Source organism: Chromobacterium sp. IRSSSOUMB001 (genome assembly GCF_023507765.1).
Taxonomy (GTDB): Bacteria; Pseudomonadota; Gammaproteobacteria; order Burkholderiales; family Chromobacteriaceae; genus Chromobacterium; species Chromobacterium haemolyticum.
Window position 1 is genome coordinate 61,119 of record NZ_JALCYU010000016.1, and the last position, 17,782, is coordinate 78,900.

The window sequence follows — 17,782 nt, forward strand, 5'->3', positions numbered from 1 at the left end:
TCCGTGGGCGGTCAGTCGGGAATATCCGGGGCCATCAGCACGTCTGGGTGCTGCCAGCCAGGCTGTTGGGCGATGCGTTCCAGCCAGGTCTGGACCCGCGGCCAGCCGGCGATGTCGAGGCCGGCGTCGGCCAGCCACCATAGATAGGCGCTGGCGGACAGGTCGGCGATGCTCGGCCGCTGGCCGGCGAGATAGGGTTGTTCGGCCAGCGCGGCGTCCAGAGTGTCCAGATCGGCGCGCGCGCGCTGTTCCAGCCAGGCCTCCACCTCCGGCTGCGGGAGGCGATTCAGCCGCGACCAGCGCAGATTGGGCACCGACAGGCCAATGCGGTTGGCTTCCCAGCTTAGCCATTCGCGCACGGTTTCCCGGCTGCCGTGCTCGCCGCTGAGCTGACCGAAATTATTGGCCAGCCATTGCAGGATGGCGTTGGACTGGCACAGCGCGGTGCCGTCGGCCACCAGCACCGGCACTTCGCCGAAGCGGCTGGCGGCGCGAAAATCCTCCGGCCGCTGCTCGCGCGGTACGGCCAGGTCCACGTGGACGTAATCATGGGAAACATCGGCCAGCATCAGCGCCAAGCGCACCTTGTAGCTGTGGCCGGACAGGCGATTGCCGTAAAGAGTCAGTGTGGTCATGAGCGTTGGGATCGATTCGAAGTTTGGCCAGCCGATGATACCGCCGTTGCGCCGCGGCGCGAACCCAGCCAGGCCAGCGCAAAGGCCAGCGGCACCGAGAACAAGGCCGGGTTGGCGTAAGGGAACAGCGGCTTGGCGTGGCCCAGCGCGCCCACCCATACCGCCGGGCCAGCCACGATCAGCGTCACCGCGGCGGCCAGCCCGCCCAGGCTGCCCCACAGCGCGCCGCGCGCGCTGAGGCCGGGCCAGTGCAGGGCGAGCAGCAGCACCGGGAAATTGGCGGAGGCGGCGATGGCGAAGGCCAGGCCCATCAGGAAAGCGATGTTTTGCTGCTGGAACAGCGTGGACAGCAGCAGCGCCAGCAGACCCAGACCGACGGTGGCCCATCGCGATACCCGCAGTTCGGCGTTGGCATCGGCTCGGCCGCGCCGCCACCAGGCGGCGTAGAGATCGTGACTGATGGCGCTGGCGCCGGCCATGGCCAGGCCGGCCACCACCGCCAGGATGGTGGCGAAAGCCACCGCCGCCACCAGGCCCTGCCAGGCCGGCCCGCCCAGCAGGGTGGCCAGATGGATGGCGGCCATATTGCCGCCGCCCAGCAGCTTGCCGGCGGCGTCGTGGAAGCCGGGCTCCGGCGTCACCAAGGCCAGGGCGCCGTAGCCGATGACGATGTTGACGGCGAAGAACAGCGCGATCAAGCCGGTGGCGAAGCAGGCGGACTGCCGCGCGGCGCGGCGGTCCGGCACGGTGAAGAAGCGCATCAGCACATGGGGCAAGCCCAGCAGGCCCAGACAGAGGCCCAGGCCCAGCGACAGCACTTCCAGCGGATCGCTCAGCGCCGGGCTGGGCAGGAAGACTTGCGGTCCGCGCAGCGCCTCGGCGGCGGCGAACAGCCGCGCCGGGTCGCCGCCGAAGCGCGCCAGCACGCCGCCGGCCAGCAGCAGCGCGCAGCCGAACATCAGCACCGCTTTGACCATCTGTACCCAAGTGGTGGCCAGCATGCCGCCCAGCGCCACGTAAAGCACCATCAGCGCCCCCACCAGGCTCACGGCGGCCAGATAGGGCAGGCCGAACAGCAGTTCGATCAGCTTGCCCGCGCCCACCATCTGCACGATCAGATAAAACAGCGTCACCGTCAGCGAGTTGACGCTGGCGGCCAGCCGCACCCCGTCGTGGTCGAAGCGTCGGCCCAGCACTGCGGCGGCGGTGTAGCAGCCGCTGCCGCGCAGCTTCTCCGCCAGCAACAGCAGTAATAGCGGCCAGCCGGCCAGGGTGCCGACGGCGTAGGCCAGCGAATCGTAGCCCTGGGACAAATACATGCCGGCGGCGCCGAGGAAGGCCGCCGCGGACAGATAATCGCCGGCCAGCGCCAGCCCGTTCTGCCAGCCGCGGATGCGGCCGCCGGCGGTGTAGAAATCGCCGGCCGAGGCGGTGCGCCGCGCGGCGGCGGCGGTGATGGCCAGGGTCAGCAGCACGAACAATAGGAAAAAGGCGGAGGCGTGGCTCATGAAGGCTCCGAGTCGTCGGCGCGGCCGGCGGCCAGCGCGTAGCCGGCGGCCAGCAGGAAGAACAGCAGGAACATGGCCAGCGCGAGCAGGACGGACGCCGGCCAGCCGGCGAGCTTGGCTTCCAGCCAGGCCGGGCGCAGCGCCAGCAGCAGGTAGTAGCCCAGGCAGCCGGCGGCGGCGGTCCAGGCCAGCCGGCGGGAGAGTGAGGTGGTCCGCGTCATGGCAGCGAATTCGGGAGAAAAGCGCTAGTGTAGCGCATCCGGTCGCGCAGATGCCTTCCGGCCCGGGGACGACGACGCCTTGCTGGCCGGCATGATGGCGCAGATGGAGAAAACCACCGCGCAGGCCGGCGCTGCCATCGACGAAGCCTTGAGCTATGTAGAAGCTTCCAACCGCCGCATCGCGGCGATGGAAGCGCGCGCCAGCGGCAAGCGGGTGGCGTGATGGGCGTGGGCGACAAGATGTGGGACGCGCTGACCACCGTGATCAAGATGAACGACAAGGTGGAGCGCATGGCCGGCGCGCTGAAAAGCCAGCAGGCTAAGATTGAAAGCCTGACCGAGCGCGTGATCCGCTTGGAGACTCTGCTGGAAATCGCGCTGGCGCAGCAGGGGGCCAAGCCGGCGCGGCTCAAGCGCATAGGCCGGCAGCCTGAAGCCGATGCCGGCGGCGAGTGAGTTTCAGCCCAGCAGCAGCGCGACGTAGAGCCGGAAACGGTCCTCGTGGCGCTCCAGATCCAGGCCGGTGATTTCGGCGATGCGGTCCAGCCGGTAGTCCAGCGTGTTGCGGTGGATGTGCAGCGCCCGCGCGGTGGCGCCGGGATGCGATTGATGGGCGAACCAGGCTTCGGCGGTGCGGCGCAGCCCGCTCTTGCCGGCTTGCTCCAGCCGTTGTAGCGGCTGCCGCAATTGTTGGGCCTGCCAGCCGTGGTCGAGGCCGGACAGCAACACGGGCAGCGCCAGTTCGTAATAGCTGTGCGCCCGCTTTTTGGGCTGCCGTTGCCGGCCGATGCGCGCGGCGGCGCGCGCGCTGAGGCAGGATTGGGCCGCGCCGTCCCGTCCGGGTAGCGCAATGCCCATGCCTAGGCGGAAGCCGGGAGTCTCCATCTCCTCTAGCCAGCCAGCCAGCGCGCTCAGCCGGCGTTGCAGCAGCGCTTCGCGTTCGGCTTCGCCGTCTTCCTCGCAGGCCTCCACCAGCACCAGTTCGTAAGGGCCGGTGGCCGCGCTAAGCAGTCGCGGCCAGCGTGCGGCCAACGTTGATTGCAACTGCTGCAGCGTTGCCTGGGCCTGATCGGCGGCCAAGTTATCTTCGTCCAGTTGCAGGCTCAGCACTACATGAGGTTGTTCCAGCCTCAGCCCCAGCCGCTGCGCCCAAGCGTCCAGCGCCGCGCCGGATTCGCCTCGTATCCACTCCAGTACAAAGGCTTCGCGCTGGCGCGCATCGTGTTGCAGCGCCCGCTGCAATTGGGCCTGCTCCAGAATCATCTCGGCGGTGAGCCGCACCAATTCGCCAAACTGGCGCACCTGCTCCGGCTGGCCGGTAAGGCCGACCACGCCCGCGATACGACCGTCCACATGCAAGGGCAGGTTGATGCCGGGGCGGGAGCCGTGCAGTTTGCCGGCGGTGACGTCGTCGATTTCCACCGTGCGCCGCTGCGCCAGCGCCAGCAGCGCGCCATCGTGCAATTGCCCCAGCCTGTCGGAGTCGCCGCTGCCCAGGATTGCGCCTTGGGCATCCATTACATTCACGTTGAAAGGGATGATGCGCATGGTGCGGCTGACGATGTCTTGCGCCAGTTCCGTGGTCAGAATGGACATGGACACTCCCGTTGATGTGCTTTTGCCCAATATATCCGTGGATTGATCCGATATAAATAGTGCGTTTGCATGAAGCATTTTCCGAGCGCGCTGACCAGAATGGGCGGCACAATACAAAAACAATATTCATCAGAACCAAGGAGACGCGCCGGAGGGACGGCCCCCGCGCGCAGAGGAGATGGATTTGAACCCTAGCGACACCCTGAGCGCGCCGCGGCAAGACATTCTGGCCGGCGCTTACAAGAAAGCCGTGTGGCGGCTGATTCCCTTTATTTTTGTCTGTTACCTGTTCAACTACCTGGACCGCGTCAACGTCGGCTTCGCCAAGCTGGAGATGCTGGACGCGTTGGGTTTGAGCGAAACCGTCTACGGCTTGGGCGCCGGTATTTTCTTCATCGGCTATGTGTTGTGCGGCGTGCCCAGCAACCTGATGTTGCACAAGGTGGGCGCGCGGCGCTGGATCGCGCTGCTGATGCTGGTGTGGGGCACGCTGTCCGCCTGCCTGATGTTTGTTTCCACGCCGCAATCTTTTTATGTGCTGCGTTTTTTCACCGGCGTGGCCGAGGCCGGTTTCTTCCCCGGCATCGTGCTGTACTTCACCCGTTGGTTCCCGGCCGACAAACGTGGTCAGGTGATGGCGTTGTTCATGTCGGCGATCCCGGTGTCCGGCGTGCTGGGCGGCCCTTTGTCCGGCTGGATGCTGCAACATTTCGCCGCCGGACAAGGCGGCCTGGCCGGCTGGCAATGGCTGTTTCTGTTACAGGGCCTGCCCACGGTGCTGTTGGGCCTGGGCGTGTATTTCTATCTGAACGACGGCATCGCCCAGGCGCGCTGGCTGAGCGCGGAAGAAAAGGTGGCGATGCAACAGGCTCTGATCGACGATGAGGCGCGGCGCGCGGCGCAGCGTCCAATGGAACAGTCTTTCGCCAGCGTGTTGCGCAACGCCAACGTCTGGATGCTGGGCGCGATTTACTTCGCCATCCAGATGGGGGTGTACGCCATCAACTTCTGGCTGCCGTCCATCATCAAGAGCCTGGGTTTCCAGAGCGCAGGCGTCATCGGCTGGCTCAGCGCCTTGCCCTACTTGGCCGCTTGTTTCTTCATGGTCTGGGTCGGCCGTTCCGGCGACCTGCGCGGGGAGCGCCGCTGGCACGTGGTGCTGCCGCTGCTGATGGGCGTGCTTGGCCTGCTGTTGGCGGCCAATAGCGGCGGCGCGGTCTGGCTGTCCATGCTGGGCCTGACCCTGGCCACCATGGGCGCGTTGGCCGGCCTGTCCATGTTCTGGCCGCTGCCCACAGCCTTTCTTGGCAGCGCCGCCGCCGCCGGCGGGCTGGCCTTGATCAATTCGCTGGGACAGGTGGCCGGTTTCGTCAGCCCCTTCCTGGTGGGCTGGATCAAGGACCTGACCCATAGCACGGACCCGGCGCTGTATATTCTGTCCGGGGTGATGCTGGCCGGCGCGCTGCTGGTGCTGAGGATTCCGCCGCGGCTGGTCAATCGCTAATATCTTGCTCTTGTCATCTTTTGTGATTGAAAACCGCATGAAAATCGTGATTGCCCCGGACTCCTACAAGGAAAGCCTGAGCGCGCTGCAGGTGGCTCAGGCGATAGAGGACGGCTTCCGCCAGGTATTCCCCGCCGCTCTCTACCACAAGCTGCCGATGGCGGACGGAGGCGAGGGCACGGTGCAGGCCATGTTGGACGCGCTGGGCGGCCAGCGGCGCGAGGCCACGGCGCGAAGCCCGCTGGGCGAGACGCTGTCCGCGAGCTACGGTTTGACCGCGGACGGCGTGGCGGTGATTGAAATGGCCGCCGCCAGCGGTCTGGCGCTGTTGCCGCCGGCGCGACGCAACCCCTTGCTGACTGGCAGCCACGGCACCGGCGACATGATTCGCGACGCGTTGGACGCGGGGGCGCGCCGCTTCGTGTTGGGCATCGGCGGCAGCGCCACCAACGACGGCGGCGCCGGTATGTTGCAGGCCTTGGGCGCCAGGCTGCTGGACGCGGAAGGACGAGACCTGCCGGCCGGCGGCGCTGCTTTGGCGAGACTGGCGCGGCTGGATCTGTCCGGACTGGACCCGCGCTTGGCCGCCTGCCGCATCGATGTGGCTTGCGACGTCGACAACCCCCTGATCGGCCCGCGCGGCGCGTCGGCGGTTTTCGGGCCGCAGAAGGGCGCGACGCCGGAGATGGTGGCGGAACTGGACGCGGCGCTGGCGCATTTCGCGGTGTTGATGGAGGCCGCGTCGGGAGTGGCCGCGGCCGAGGCGGCCGGCGCCGGCGCGGCCGGCGGCATGGGCGCCGCGCTGCTGGCTTGCCTGGGGGGCCGCCTGCGTTCCGGCAGCGCCATTGTCGCGGAGGCCGTCGGCCTGGACGCGGCGTTGGCCGACGCCGATCTGGCGCTGACCGGCGAAGGCCGCATCGATAGCCAGAGCGTGCAAGGCAAGACGCCGATTGGCGTCGCCCGCGTTGCTCAGCGATATGGCGTGCCGGTGCTGGCGATAGGGGGTTGTTTGGGCGCGGGCAGCGAACTGACCCACGCGCACGGGCTGGACGCGGTGTTCGCCGCGGTCAGCCGGCCGTGCAGTCAGGAGCAGGCTTTGGCCGAGGCCGCGGACAATGTGAGCCGCGCCGCGCGCAACGCGGCGGCGGCATTGGCTCTGGGCATGAGGCTAAGCTCTCAGAAACGCTCGAAGTCCGGCACATAACGCCATTGTCCGGCGGCCAACTGGCCGATGGCCAGCCGGCCGATGCGGATGCAGCGCAGCGCCAGCGGGCTGACGCCCAGGCCGGCGCAGATATCGTCCAGCCAGCACGCGTCGCGCGCCGCGAGCACCAGGCGCAGCTGACGGTCGCTTTGGCGCGAAACCTTGAGGTCGCGCAGCGGCTTGCCACCGGGGCGCAAGCCTTTTTGACGCTGCTGCAGGTCGCCGGCGGAGGGCGCGGCGTCGACATTGATCAGGAACTCCAGCTGGCAATCGGCCAGCCGCTGCGCCAGCTTGCGGTCCTGGGTCAGCGCCACCAGGCCGTGGGCGTGGTCGGCGATGGCGCCGAAACCTTGCAGATGCTGGCGATGTCGCGGCAGCCAGCTCAGCCCGCTGATATCGCCCGGCAACTGGCTGTCCGGCCCCAGCAGCGCCAGCGGCTCGGCGCCGGCGGGCTTGTGCAGCAGCAGGGTGACCGCCGCTTCGCGCTGCGCGTCGGGCCGGCCCATGAGTTCGACGCGCTGTTGCGGTTCCACCCGGCTGCCCAGCGCGGTGACGGTCTGGCCGTCCACTTTCACCAGGCCTTGTTCGATGCAGGCGTCGGCTTCGCGCCGCGTGCACAGGCCCAGCTCCACCATGCGTTTTGAAAGTCGGATTGCGGCGTCGCTCATTGTGTCTGGCCTTGAGTGCGGGTGTTCGGGCGGCGATTATCCCCTTTGCCGGCGCAGCCGACAAATTTGACGAATCGAGTATCCTTCTCGTCTGGTGCCGCCGCGGGACCGCCGCGCGGATTCATTTTGGAGAAGCCGTGAATATACTGATCATTGGAGCGAGCCGGGGGCTTGGCAAGGCTTTTGTGGAAGGGCTGGGGACAAAAGGGGACCGGGTGATCGGCGTTTCCAGGCGCAGGCCGGAGGGCTTGAAGCCGCCAACCGGCGTTGGCGTGGACTGGATTGAAGCCGACTTGTCCAAGCCGGCCCTGGCCGTGCAACAGGTCATTAGCGCGCTTCCGGAACAGTTGGACGTGGTGATGTGCAATGTGGGCATTTGGGAGCGGGAGGCGTTCGAGCCGTCTTATGCGTTTTCCCGTTGTTCGGATCTGGAGCTGATGGAAGTGGTCCAGGTCAATATCGCTTCGACCATTCTCTTGCTCAAGCATGTGTTGCCGCGCATGTCGGGCGCGGCCAAACCGCAGTTGTTCCTGACCGGGTCGACATCGGGCCTTCCGCGCAGCGGCCGCCCCGAAGTGGCTTTCGCCGCGAGCAAGTTCGCCTTGAGCGGCATGGCCGACGCGCTGCGCGAGGAGTACCGCGCACAGCGGCTGGCCGTGACCTGCCTGCAATTGGGCTACCTTAACACGGAGGACGATTTGTCCGTGTCCCGCGAGCAAGCCGCCGAACGAGGCGCCGGTCATCTGATCCCGCTGCATGACGTAGTGAGCTTGACGCGGGCTTTGCTGAATTTGTCCGACGCTTCCTTCGCGCGGGAAATCGTCCTGCCCGCGATCCTGGACGAGCGCTTCTGAACATGGGCGCGCGGCGCGGACAAGCGCATCTAATCTCGTTTTTCGGGTCGTTTAAATGCTCAAATCGCATTAAAGTGTCGCCATTATGAGCCTGCTTCCCCAAGCGCTGGATGCGCTGAACTGCCCGCTGACCGGCATCAACCTGATCGAGGCTTCGGCCGGCACCGGCAAGACGTGGACCATCGCGGCCCTGTTCGCCCGGCTATTGCTGGAAGAGCGCGACGGCCAACCGCCGCCCACCGTCGATCAAGTGCTGGTGGTCACCTATACCAAGGCCGCCACCGCCGAGCTGCGCGAGCGCCTGCGCCGACGGCTGAGCGAGCTGGCGCAGACGCTGGCCGGAGACGGCGACGTTGGCGGAGATCCCTTCCTGTCTGCGCTGGCGGCGCGCTTTCCGCCCGGCTCGGCGCGGGAGCAGGCGTTGCAGCGGCTTAACGCCGCGATCACCGGCTTCGACGCCGCCGCCATCTACACCATTCACGGCTTCTGCCAGCGGGTGCTGACCGACGCCGCTTTTGAAAGCAGCCAGACCTTCGACGCCGAACTGGTCAGCGACGACGAGGAGCGCTTGACCGAAATCGTCGACGATTTTTGGCGTCGACGGGTGGTGGACGACCCCTTGCTTGCCCAAGTGCTGGTGGACAACGGGGAGACCCCGGACGGTTGGTTGGCCGACATCCGGCCCTATCTGTCCAAACCTTATCTGCGCATGCGCGCGCCGCACACCGCCGGCCTGGAGCGCGCCTTGCTCGCGGTGGAGCAAGGCTGGCGGGCGCTGGCGGCGCGGCCGGAATACGCGGCGGAGGCGGCCGATTTGCTGCGCTCCGCCGCCGGTTTCAACGCGCGCAGCTACAGCCCCGCCATCATCGAGCGCGCCATCGGCGCTTTGGACGGCCTGCTGGCGACGCCGGAAACCACGCCGGTGCTGGACAAGGAAAGCCGTCGCCAGCTCGACAAGCTGCTGCCGGCCTCGCTGGCCAAGGGGGTGAAGAAAGGCCACGCTGCGCCGGAACATCCCTTGTTCGGGCTGGCGGAGGCCTGGCTAGGGGCCTGGGACGCCTATCTGGACGAAGTGGCGCTGTCCGTGGCCCAGCTCAAGTTGGAACTGATCGCCTGGACCAACGAGCAACTGAGCGCGCGCCGGGCGGGCGAGCGCAGCCGCAGCTTCGACGATTTGCTGACCGACCTGGGGGCGGCGCTGGCCGATCCGATCAGCGGCCCGCTGCTGGCCGCTCACGTGGCTCGCAGCTTTCAGGTGGCGCTGATCGACGAGTTTCAGGACACGGACCCCATCCAGTACTCGATCTTCCGACATTGCTTTGTAGCGCAGCAGCGGCCGGTTTTTCTGGTGGGCGACCCGAAACAGGCCATCTACAGCTTTCGCGGCGCAGACATCTTCGCCTATCTGGCGGCGCGCGGAGATGCGCAACATCATTACACGCTGGACACCAACCGCCGGTCCGAGGCGCCGCTGGTGAGCACCGTCAACGCCTTGTTCGCGCGCGAGCTGCCGTTTCTGATCGAAGGCATCGCCTATCAGCCGGTGGCGGCGCAACCGGCTTCCGGCGGTCGGCTAGAGATCGACGACGACAGGCCGCCGTTCTGCTTCCAATGGCTGCAGCCGGAGAAGGCGGACAAGGCCGCCAGCGGCGAGAGCGCCGCCGAACTGGCGGCCAACGCCAGCGCCGACGAGATCGCGCGCTTGCTGGCGCTGGCCGCCGACGGCCGCGCCGCCATCGTCGCCTGCGACGCCCGACGGCCTTTGGCCGGCGGCGATATCGCGGTGCTGGTGTCCACTCACCGTCAGGGCGACCGGGTGCGCCAGGCCTTGGCGGAGCGCGGCGTGGCCAGCGTGGCGCTGACCCAGGAAAGCGTGTTCGCCAGCCGCGAGGCCGGCGAGATGCTGGCCTTGCTGCGCGCTTGGGCGGAGCCGGCCAGCGAGGCGCGTCTGCGCGCGGCGCTGGTGACGGAACTGGCCGGGGTCGACGCCGGCGAATTGCTGGCCAGGGTGGAGAACGAGACGCGCTGGGAAGCGCAACTGCAGGCCAACGCCGCAGACCACCTGCTTTGGCGCGAGCGCGGATTCATGGCGGCTTGGCGGCATTTCTTCGCTCGGGAACGGGTGGCGGAACGCTTGTTGCCGCTGCCGGACGGCGAGCGACGGTTGACCAATTTGTCGCACCTGGCTGAATTGTTGCAACAAGAGAGCGACCAGCGCCAGGGCATGGCGCCGCTGCTGGGCTGGCTGGAGACGCGGGTGGCGCAGCCGCCGGGCGGAGAGGAGGCGGTGTTGAGGTTGGAGAGCGACGCGGCCCTGGTCAAGATCGTCACCATCCACACCGCCAAGGGTCTTCAGTATCCAGTGGCCTTCTGCCCCTTTCTGTGGGGCGGGGCGCTGGAACGGCGCGACGCCGCGTTCTGGCGCTACCACGCTGAAGATCAATCCTGGCTGGCGCCGGATGCCGCGGCCGACGCCGGGGTGAAGCTGGCGGCGCGCAGCGAGTTGTTGGCGGAGAAGCTGCGCCTGCTCTATGTGGCGCTGACTCGGGCGCAGTATCGCCAATACCTGTGCTGGGGCTGGGTGCGGGGCATGGAGACGGCGGCTTTGAGCTGGCTGCTGCATGGCCGCGACGCGCGCGCGCTGCCGGAACTGGAGGCGCTGGAGTTGGACGCCGAGGTGCTGAGACGAGAGTTGGGCGCTTTCGCGGCCGCGGCCAACGCCCAGGCGGCGGGCGCGTGCGCGGTGCTGGAGGAGAGCGGCGTGGGGCCGGCCTTGGCCGCGCGGCGCGAAACAGGACGGAATTATCTGGCCCAGACATTCACGCGCCGGCTGGCCGCGCCGTGGCGGGTAGCCAGTTTCACCTCGCTGACCCATGCGCAGGCGGCCGGCAAATGGCAGGAAAGCCCGGACCACGACGCGGGTCAGCCGGCGGCGGCGGAACTGCAAGCGCCCCCGGTTTTGGATCGTTTCGGTTTTCCGCGCGGCGCCAAGGCCGGTACCTGCCTGCACGAGATTTTTGAAACCATCAGCTTCGGTGTCGATGCGGCCGGGCTGCGGCAGGCGGTGGAGCTGGCTCTGGCCAAGCACGGCTTCGCGCCGGAGTGGGGCGATGCCGCTTGTGAAATGGTGACGGCCACGCTGAACGCGGAACTGGACCCGGGCGTGAAGCTGGTTGAAGTACCGGACGGCAAGCGGCTGGTGGAAATGGAATTCATGTTGCCGGCGCCCAGGTTGGAGGTGGCGAAGCTGGCCGCCATCCTGTCCGCGCCGGAACACGGCTTGGCCGCGCCTTTGCGCGCGGCCGCGGCGCAGTTGGATTTTTCCACCGTGCGCGGTTTTCTCAAGGGCTTCATGGACTTGGTGTTCGAGTCCGACGGACGCATTTATCTGGTGGATTATAAATCCAACCACCTGGGAGGGCGGCACGAAGACTATCGCGCCGAGCGGCTGGCGGAATCCATCGCCCAAGAACATTATTACCTGCAATACCTGATTTACTGCGTGGCTCTGCGGCGCTATTTCAGCGTTCGCGGCGTGGACTTCGCCGCCCGCTTCGGCGGTGTGCGTTATCTTTATCTGCGCGGCGTCGGCGTCGAGGCCTGCGGGATCTGGAGCGATCAACCCGCGCCGGCCCTGCTGGAGGCGCTGGACCAATGGTTCGCCGGGCATGCGTAGGAATGCGGAGTGCGCAAGCCGCGGTCATAAGACTAAGCTGAACTATCTGGAGTGGAACGCGGCCGGAAGGGGAAAGTGGCACCGGGCGCGGGCCGACAATAAGAACCTGTTCAAAGTCTGATGAGCGTCGTGAGACGTCACACGGTGAGTACAGCTTCGGAATGCTCATGTACCACCTGTGCATTCCGCTTTCTCAGCTGTTTTCGCCTTGTCTCGTTCTTGCTCGCGAGACTTTGGAGCAGGTTAAAACCAAGGACGCATCATGTTTGAATCCGCCGAAATCGGCCACAGCATCGATAAAAAGACATTCCGCGAAGCCATGCCCAAATTGCGCGAGGCCTTGCTGGACCTGCAATACGATTTAAAGGAAAAGGCCGACTTTCCAGTGCTGATCCTGATTCACGGCTTCGACGGCGCCGGTCGCGGCGAAACCATGAATCTGATCAACGAATGGCTGGACCCGCGCCTGATCGACACCGTGGCTTTCGCCGAGGCCAACGACGACGCCCGCGCCCGTCCCTGGATGTGGCGCTACTGGATGCAATTGCCGGCCAAGGGCCGCATCGGCATGTTCTTCGGCTCCTATTACTCCGACGCCTTGTTCGACCGGGTGTTCGCCCGCAGCGACCGCGACGCGCTGGACAAGCAGATCTTCGACATCCTGCGTTTTGAACGCATGCTGACCATGGACGGCGCGTTAGTGCTGAAATTCTGGTTCCATCTGACTCGGGAGCAGCAGCACAAGCGGCTCAAGCAGATGGAAAAAGATCCAGCCAGCAGTTGGCGCGTGACCAAGACCGATTGGGAGCATTACGAGCGCTACGACAAGATACGCAAGTCCGCCGAGCACATTTTGCGGCTGACCAATACCGCCGCCGCGCCCTGGGTGGTGGTGGACGGCGAGGACGCCAATTACCGCAGCCTGACGGTGGGCAACACCCTGCTCAACGCCATTCGCAACCGGCTTGCTCAGGCGCAGGGTTCTAAGGCCGAGCTGATAGACGCGCCGCCGTTGCTGGCGCCGATAGACAACAAGCTGTTGCTGGACACCCTGCAACTGGACCAATCCATGGACAAGGCCAAGTACAAGGCCGAACTGGAGCAATTGCAGGGCCGGCTGCACCGGCTGACCCGACATCCGCGCTTCGCCCAGCATTCGTTGGTACTGGCTTTCGAAGGCAACGACGCCGCCGGCAAGGGCGGGAGCATCCGCCGCATCACCCAGGCGCTGGACGCGCGCCGCTACCGAGTGGTGCCCATCGCCGCGCCCACCCAGGAAGAAAAGGCCAAGCCCTGGTTGTGGCGCTTCTGGCGTCATGTGCCGGGCAAGGGCGGCATCACCATCTTCGACCGCACCTGGTACGGCCGGGTGCTGGTGGAGCGGGTGGAAGGCTTCGCCAAAGAGGCGGACTGGATGCGCGCCTATTACGAAATCAACGACTTTGAGCATCAACTGAGCGAAAACGGCGCCGTCATCGTTAAATTCTGGCTGGCCATCAGCAAGGAAGAGCAGATGGCGCGTTTCAAAGGACGCGAGGAAACCGGTTTCAAACGCTTCAAGATCACGGAGGAAGACTGGCGCAATCGCGACAAGTGGGACGCCTACAAGCTGGCCGTCAGCGATATGGTGGACCGCACCAGCACCAGCAAAGTGCCCTGGACGCTGGTGGAGGCTAACAATAAATACTATGCACGCATCAAAATTCTCAAAACCATTTGCGATGCGCTGGAAGCCCGGCTTGCTTGAGCGTGGCGTCAGCCTGATTGCCTTGCTGCTGGCGGCGCAGGCCGCGCCCGCGGCGGTGCCTAGCCTGCGCGCCGGTGTGGCCAATGACAGTTTTGGCCCGCTGTACAGCGTGCAGGACGGCGCGCTGGCCACTCAGTACCGTGCCGCGCTGGAGCTGATCGGCCGGCACAGCGGCGTCCGCTTCGAACTGGAGTACTACCCGTCGCCGCGGCTGCAGCAATTGTTCGAGGTGGGCAAGGTGGATGTGGAGGTGGGGGTCAATCCGGCCTGGCGCGCCTTGTCCCCGGTGGCCGGCTTCTACACTCGGCCCATCGACGTACAGACGCTGCGGCTGTGCTTCGCCGCCGGCAAGCGGCGCAAGGGGGCGACGCCGGCCAGCCTCAACGGCCTGAGTCTGGGTGTGCTGCAGGGGCGGACCTACCCTGTGCTGGAGCCTGGTTTCGCCAGCGGTCAGCTCAAGCGGGTGGAGGCCGCCAGCGAGAGCGATCTGCTCAGCGGCCTGCGTCAGGGCAGCATGCAGGCCATCGTCCTGAGCCAGCGTCAGCTGGACGCGCTGCTGAACCGCGCGCCGGAGGCGCAGCCCTGCGCGGCGGGCGACGCCGTGGGCAGCGTGCCGGTGATGTTGCGTCTGCATCCGCAATACCGGCAGTTGTTGCCGCAATTGGACAAGGCGATTCAGCAGTTGCAAGATAACGGCAAATTGCGCTGAAGCGCCTCCAGTCTTCCCATTAAGGCTCCGCGCCGCGCGGAGCGCAAAGCATCCGGATTCTCGCCCATGTCTGTCCAGCAAGCCCTGTTGCCCGCCGAACTGGCGCGCTTGTTCGTCCGCCTCGATCCCGGAGTGGATGAGGCCGCGTTGGCGCTGATTCATGAACTGGCCAGCGCCAATCAGGCCGGCCACGTCTGCCTGCCGCTGGCGCAGCGTCCGGAGCGCAAAGCCTTGCAGGCCAGCGCGCTGGTTGGCCGCCCCGGCGATTACGCTCCCTTGATCCTGGACGCGGCCGGCCGCTTGTATTTTGCCCGTCACTGGTTCGATGAAGCACGGCTTGCCGAGCGCCTGGCCGCCCTGGCCGAGCCGGGGCCGGCGCTGGACGGCGCGCGCTTGCGTCCGCTGCTGGAGGCCTTGTTCGGTTCGGCATCCGCGACGGGGCCGGACCGGCAGAAGCTGGCAGCGGCTCTGGCGGCGCGCCAGCGCTTGATGGTCATTTCCGGCGGCCCGGGCACCGGTAAGACCACCACCGTGCTCAAACTGTTGGCCTTGCTTGCCGGCCTGTCGCCGCAGCCGCTGGTCATGGCGATGGCTGCGCCCACCGGCAAGGCCGCCGCGCGGCTGTCTGAGTCAGTGCGCGGCGCGCGCGAGCGGCTGGACCTGGCCGAGGAAACACTGCGGCAATTGCCGCAGCAGGCGCAGACCCTGCACCGTCTGCTGGGCTTGCGTCCGGGCGCGGCGGCGCCGCGCCACCACGCGGGCAACCCTTTACCGCTGGACGTGCTGGTGGTGGACGAGGCGTCGATGATAGATCTGTCCTTGATGGCGCGCATGGTGGAGGCCCTGCCGTCCCAAGCGCGGCTGATTCTGCTGGGCGATCGCGATCAGTTGGCCTCGGTGGACGCCGGCGCGGTGCTGGGCGATCTGTGCGCCAACATCCATTACCGGCCGGACACGCTGGAGTGGCTGCGGGTGAACTGCGGCGAAACTTTGCCGCCCACGCCGGGCGCGGGAGGCAAACTCACCGATTGCGTGGCGCTGCTCACTCACAGCCATCGTTTCGGCGCCGACTCCGGCATTGGCGAACTGGCGAGAAGGGTGAACGCCGGCGATGGCGCCGGCAGTTGGGCGGTGTTGCAAGATCCGGCTTGGCGCGATGTAGAGGCGGTGCCGACGCTGGACGCGGCGGAAGTGCTGGCGCGCTGGCGGCCGTATTGGCGGGCGGTGCGCGCCGGTGAGCCCCTGGCCGAGCGCCAGCGAGCCTTCGCCGGTTTCATGTTGCTGGCGGCGGAGCGGCGGCAGGTAGAGGCCTTCAATCTGCGCATTGAGCGACAACTGGAAGCCGATGGGGACAAGCCGGCCGGCCGAGACTGGTATCCGGGGCGTCCGGTGATGATCAGCGAGAACGATTACGGCCTGGGCCTGTTTAACGGCGACATCGGCTTCACGGTGCAAGGCGAGGCCGGTTTGAGGGTGGCTTTTCCCGGAGACGACGGCGGCTGGCGCGAGTTCGCTCCCGGCCGCCTGCCGCAGCACGATACCGTGTACGCGATGACGGTGCACAAGAGCCAGGGGTCCGAGTTCGGCGAAGTCTGTTTGCAGCTGCCGGAGGCGGTGGGGCCGCTGCTAAACCGGGCGCTGGTGTATACCGCGATCACCCGGGCGCGGGAGCGTTTCGTCGTGTCAGGCGCGCAGCCGGTGTGGGAACAGGCGGCAGAGGCGGCGCCGCAACGTTACTCCGGGCTGGCCGACAAACTGAAATGACGTTGTTGTTAAATTGAATGGGCGACGCGGTTTTCGTATTGGCCACCGAGACAATTCCGCAACATCCTACCGCAAAATAATCTGTTTATTTGCCGGCTGTTACGCCAGATATAGTCAAAGCCGAAGAAGCATCCTAAGATGCAGCCTTCCCGAAACACATCGCAGCGGAGTTGGCAATGCAAGTGGATGCGGTTCTGGCCTATCTCGACAAGATCACCCGTTTTGATCGTCAGCAATTCACGCCCTTGTATATCGGCAAGGAGCGCTTGGGTTGGGTCAACGCGGCGTGGAAGGAACGTTTGCTGAACAGCGAATCCCAGCTGTTCGAGGAGCAATACCAGAAACTGCATTGCCGTCTCGACGGTAGTTACCGCAGCATCAGCCATGCGCTGGCCCAAGCGGCGCGGCGCTGGCAACAGGCAGGCTGGCTCAATGGCTGGCGCAATGAAAACTTCACCGCCTTCCGTCACGATGGATCCCCGTATTTTGAGCTGGAGCGGGCCGCCTTCCGCCCGCTGGGCCTGACCAGCCGCGCCGTGCACCTGAACGGGCTGACCCGGCTGCCGTCCGGCGAAGTGCGGATGTGGGTGGGGCGCCGCAGCCCGCACAAGGCGGTGGACCCCAATCGCATGGACAATCTGGTTGGCGGCGGGGTGGCCGCCGGAGAGACCATTGAACTGGCTCTGGAGCGCGAGGGCTGGGAGGAAGCCGGCGTGCGCCGCGAGCAGGTGCTCGGCTTGCCGCAATCCAGCTTGCTGCTGGCCGAGCGTCCTGTGCAGCGAGGCCTGCATCGCGAATGGATTTACGCCTTCGACCTGTGGTTGGAGTCCGGCGAAATCCCCTGTAATCAGGACGGCGAGGTGGCCGAGCACATCCTGACGCCGTTTGCCGAAGTCGAGCGCTTGCTGCTGGAAGAGCGTTTCATGATAGATGCGGCGCTGGTGGCTACCGACTGCCTGGCGCGCCACGGCTATTGGGGAGAGCACACCCCGACGATAGACGCCGCCTTGGCGCGCATCCGCCGTCCGCAGCTGCACGACGTGCACGCACTGGCTCACTAGCCGGTTTCGAAAGCGCCGGGCCGCCTCAGCGGCGGTTCCGCCTGGCCCGGCGCGGTATTGGAATAACTCCCCTTGGTTTATGTTACAACTGCGTGAATTAATTCAGGAATCTTTGCCTGATACTGCTAGTAATGGGTAGAATCATTCACAAGAGCGGCAAAAGCCGTCAATAAATGCCATGGGCTAAAGGCCCGCGCCGTTTTCCCACGCCAAACACCGAGCCACCGCACGCCGTCATCTACGAAACGGCGCTTGGCTTGCATTGATTTATGCCATTGGGTTCATTTTGGCAGGATTAACGAAACGGCGGCATGGCGAATTTCTCACTTTTTGTCGGCGGCGATGGAAGCCGCCGCGGCCTTGGGGGGGCTCAAGGGAGATGTATCGTTTGAAACTGATCTCGGAGCAGTTCGGCGTCGACGACAGCGGGCCGCTGCATCCCAGCCAGGAGCAGGCGCGGCGGGCCGCGCTGGTGATGTGGAACGTCTACCGCGGCCAACTGCGCATCGAGATTCACAGAGTGGTGGATCTGCGCAGCCGCAAGACGGAAAAGCTTGAGGAGTTTTGCTGACTGTCGCGTTTTAGCCAATGTAATTGACGACAAATAAAATCTTTTCGTGTTCATTGGCTGAATA

14 protein-coding genes and 1 pseudogene are annotated in these 17,782 nt (G+C 66.0%); 10 read left to right on the forward strand and 5 right to left on the reverse strand.

Annotated elements, in window-relative coordinates:
- Positions 1-11: 11 nt before the first annotated feature.
- The 3 genes and pseudogenes from MOV80_RS19260 to MOV80_RS19270 all read right to left on the reverse strand — a co-directional run.
- Entirely contained in the window at positions 12-635 is a 624-nt protein-coding gene (locus MOV80_RS19260) for a glutathione S-transferase family protein (RefSeq protein WP_118268346.1), read from the reverse strand.
- Entirely contained in the window at positions 632-2,143 is a 1,512-nt protein-coding gene (locus MOV80_RS19265) for a sodium/solute symporter (protein ID WP_118268345.1), read from the reverse strand. The genes MOV80_RS19260 and MOV80_RS19265 overlap by 4 nt, the downstream gene beginning before the upstream one ends.
- Positions 2,140-2,370: pseudogene (locus MOV80_RS19270) on the reverse strand (DUF485 domain-containing protein); the annotation flags it as partial. The pseudogene MOV80_RS19270 and the gene MOV80_RS19265, both read right to left, overlap by 4 nt.
- Before the next feature lie 222 nt (positions 2,371-2,592).
- Between MOV80_RS19270 and MOV80_RS19275 the strand changes: the two are divergent.
- On the forward strand, positions 2,593-2,820 hold the full coding sequence (locus MOV80_RS19275) for a hypothetical protein (RefSeq protein WP_249605404.1): 228 nt from the start codon (positions 2,593-2,595) through the stop codon (positions 2,818-2,820).
- A 3-nt stretch (positions 2,821-2,823) separates the two neighbouring features.
- On the opposite strand, the gene MOV80_RS19280 is transcribed toward MOV80_RS19275, so the two are convergent.
- Positions 2,824-3,960 carry a sugar diacid recognition domain-containing protein gene (locus MOV80_RS19280; RefSeq protein WP_118268344.1) on the reverse strand — a complete coding sequence of 379 codons (1,137 nt, stop codon included), beginning with the start codon at positions 3,958-3,960 and terminating at the stop codon, positions 2,824-2,826.
- Between the two features lie 184 nt (positions 3,961-4,144).
- On the opposite strand from MOV80_RS19280, the gene MOV80_RS19285 reads away from it, so the two are divergent.
- The gene (locus tag MOV80_RS19285) at positions 4,145-5,464 is read left to right on the forward strand and encodes an MFS transporter (protein ID WP_249605405.1); all 1,320 of its coding nucleotides are present in this window, start codon (positions 4,145-4,147) and stop codon (positions 5,462-5,464) included.
- Between the two features lie 37 nt (positions 5,465-5,501).
- The gene (locus tag MOV80_RS19290) at positions 5,502-6,668 is read left to right on the forward strand and encodes a glycerate kinase (RefSeq protein WP_107732893.1); all 1,167 of its coding nucleotides are present in this window, start codon (positions 5,502-5,504) and stop codon (positions 6,666-6,668) included.
- Here MOV80_RS19290 and MOV80_RS19295 read toward each other — a convergent pair.
- A complete protein-coding gene (locus MOV80_RS19295; RefSeq protein WP_107732892.1) occupies positions 6,641-7,336 on the reverse strand; it encodes a S4 domain-containing protein in 696 nt (231 codons plus the stop codon). The two genes, MOV80_RS19290 and MOV80_RS19295, sit on opposite strands and share 28 nt — an antisense overlap.
- A 137-nt stretch (positions 7,337-7,473) precedes the next feature.
- Here MOV80_RS19295 and MOV80_RS19300 point away from each other — a divergent pair, with 137 nt between their 5' ends.
- From MOV80_RS19300 to MOV80_RS19330, 7 genes are all read left to right on the forward strand, one after another.
- Positions 7,474-8,190: an SDR family oxidoreductase gene (locus MOV80_RS19300; protein WP_043589876.1), complete on the forward strand. Its 717-nt coding sequence runs from the start codon at positions 7,474-7,476 to the stop codon at positions 8,188-8,190.
- An 85-nt stretch (positions 8,191-8,275) separates the two neighbouring features.
- Positions 8,276-11,866, forward strand: a complete 3,591-nt coding sequence (gene recB, locus MOV80_RS19305) for an exodeoxyribonuclease V subunit beta (RefSeq protein ID WP_249605406.1) — start codon at positions 8,276-8,278, stop codon at positions 11,864-11,866.
- 262 nt (positions 11,867-12,128) lie between these two features.
- On the forward strand, positions 12,129-13,613 hold the full coding sequence (gene pap, locus MOV80_RS19310; protein WP_019102245.1) for a polyphosphate:AMP phosphotransferase: 1,485 nt from the start codon (positions 12,129-12,131) through the stop codon (positions 13,611-13,613).
- Entirely contained in the window at positions 13,588-14,322 is a 735-nt protein-coding gene (locus tag MOV80_RS19315) for a transporter substrate-binding domain-containing protein (RefSeq protein WP_019102246.1), read from the forward strand. The genes pap and MOV80_RS19315 overlap by 26 nt, the downstream gene beginning before the upstream one ends.
- Positions 14,323-14,388: 66 nt before the next feature.
- The gene (recD, locus tag MOV80_RS19320) at positions 14,389-16,086 is read left to right on the forward strand and encodes an exodeoxyribonuclease V subunit alpha (protein ID WP_019102247.1); all 1,698 of its coding nucleotides are present in this window, start codon (positions 14,389-14,391) and stop codon (positions 16,084-16,086) included.
- Positions 16,087-16,262: 176 nt separating this feature from the next.
- The gene (locus MOV80_RS19325; protein WP_019102248.1) at positions 16,263-17,147 is read left to right on the forward strand and encodes a DUF4743 domain-containing protein; all 885 of its coding nucleotides are present in this window, start codon (positions 16,263-16,265) and stop codon (positions 17,145-17,147) included.
- A gap of 388 nt (positions 17,148-17,535) precedes the next feature.
- A complete protein-coding gene (locus MOV80_RS19330) occupies positions 17,536-17,718 on the forward strand; it encodes a hypothetical protein (protein WP_141111266.1) in 183 nt (60 codons plus the stop codon).
- The last annotated feature ends 64 nt before the right edge of the window (positions 17,719-17,782 follow it).

What these genes read in the sequence shown, in the direction of transcription:
- MOV80_RS19260 (WP_118268346.1), bottom strand. Translation starts at nt 635, where the DNA reads ATGACCACACTGACTCTTTACGGCAATCGCCTGTCCGGCCACAGCTAC.
- MOV80_RS19265 (WP_118268345.1), bottom strand. Translation starts at nt 2,143, where the DNA reads ATGAGCCACGCCTCCGCCTTTTTCCTATTGTTCGTGCTGCTGACCCTG.
- MOV80_RS19280 (WP_118268344.1), bottom strand. Translation starts at nt 3,960, where the DNA reads ATGTCCATTCTGACCACGGAACTGGCGCAAGACATCGTCAGCCGCACC.
- MOV80_RS19290 (WP_107732893.1), top strand. Translation starts at nt 5,502, where the DNA reads ATGAAAATCGTGATTGCCCCGGACTCCTACAAGGAAAGCCTGAGCGCG.
- MOV80_RS19295 (WP_107732892.1), bottom strand. Translation starts at nt 7,336, where the DNA reads ATGAGCGACGCCGCAATCCGACTTTCAAAACGCATGGTGGAGCTGGGC.
- recB (WP_249605406.1), top strand. Translation starts at nt 8,276, where the DNA reads ATGAGCCTGCTTCCCCAAGCGCTGGATGCGCTGAACTGCCCGCTGACC.
- pap (WP_019102245.1), top strand. Translation starts at nt 12,129, where the DNA reads ATGTTTGAATCCGCCGAAATCGGCCACAGCATCGATAAAAAGACATTC.
- MOV80_RS19315 (WP_019102246.1), top strand. Translation starts at nt 13,588, where the DNA reads ATGCGCTGGAAGCCCGGCTTGCTTGAGCGTGGCGTCAGCCTGATTGCC.
- recD (WP_019102247.1), top strand. Translation starts at nt 14,389, where the DNA reads ATGTCTGTCCAGCAAGCCCTGTTGCCCGCCGAACTGGCGCGCTTGTTC.
- MOV80_RS19325 (WP_019102248.1), top strand. Translation starts at nt 16,263, where the DNA reads ATGCAAGTGGATGCGGTTCTGGCCTATCTCGACAAGATCACCCGTTTT.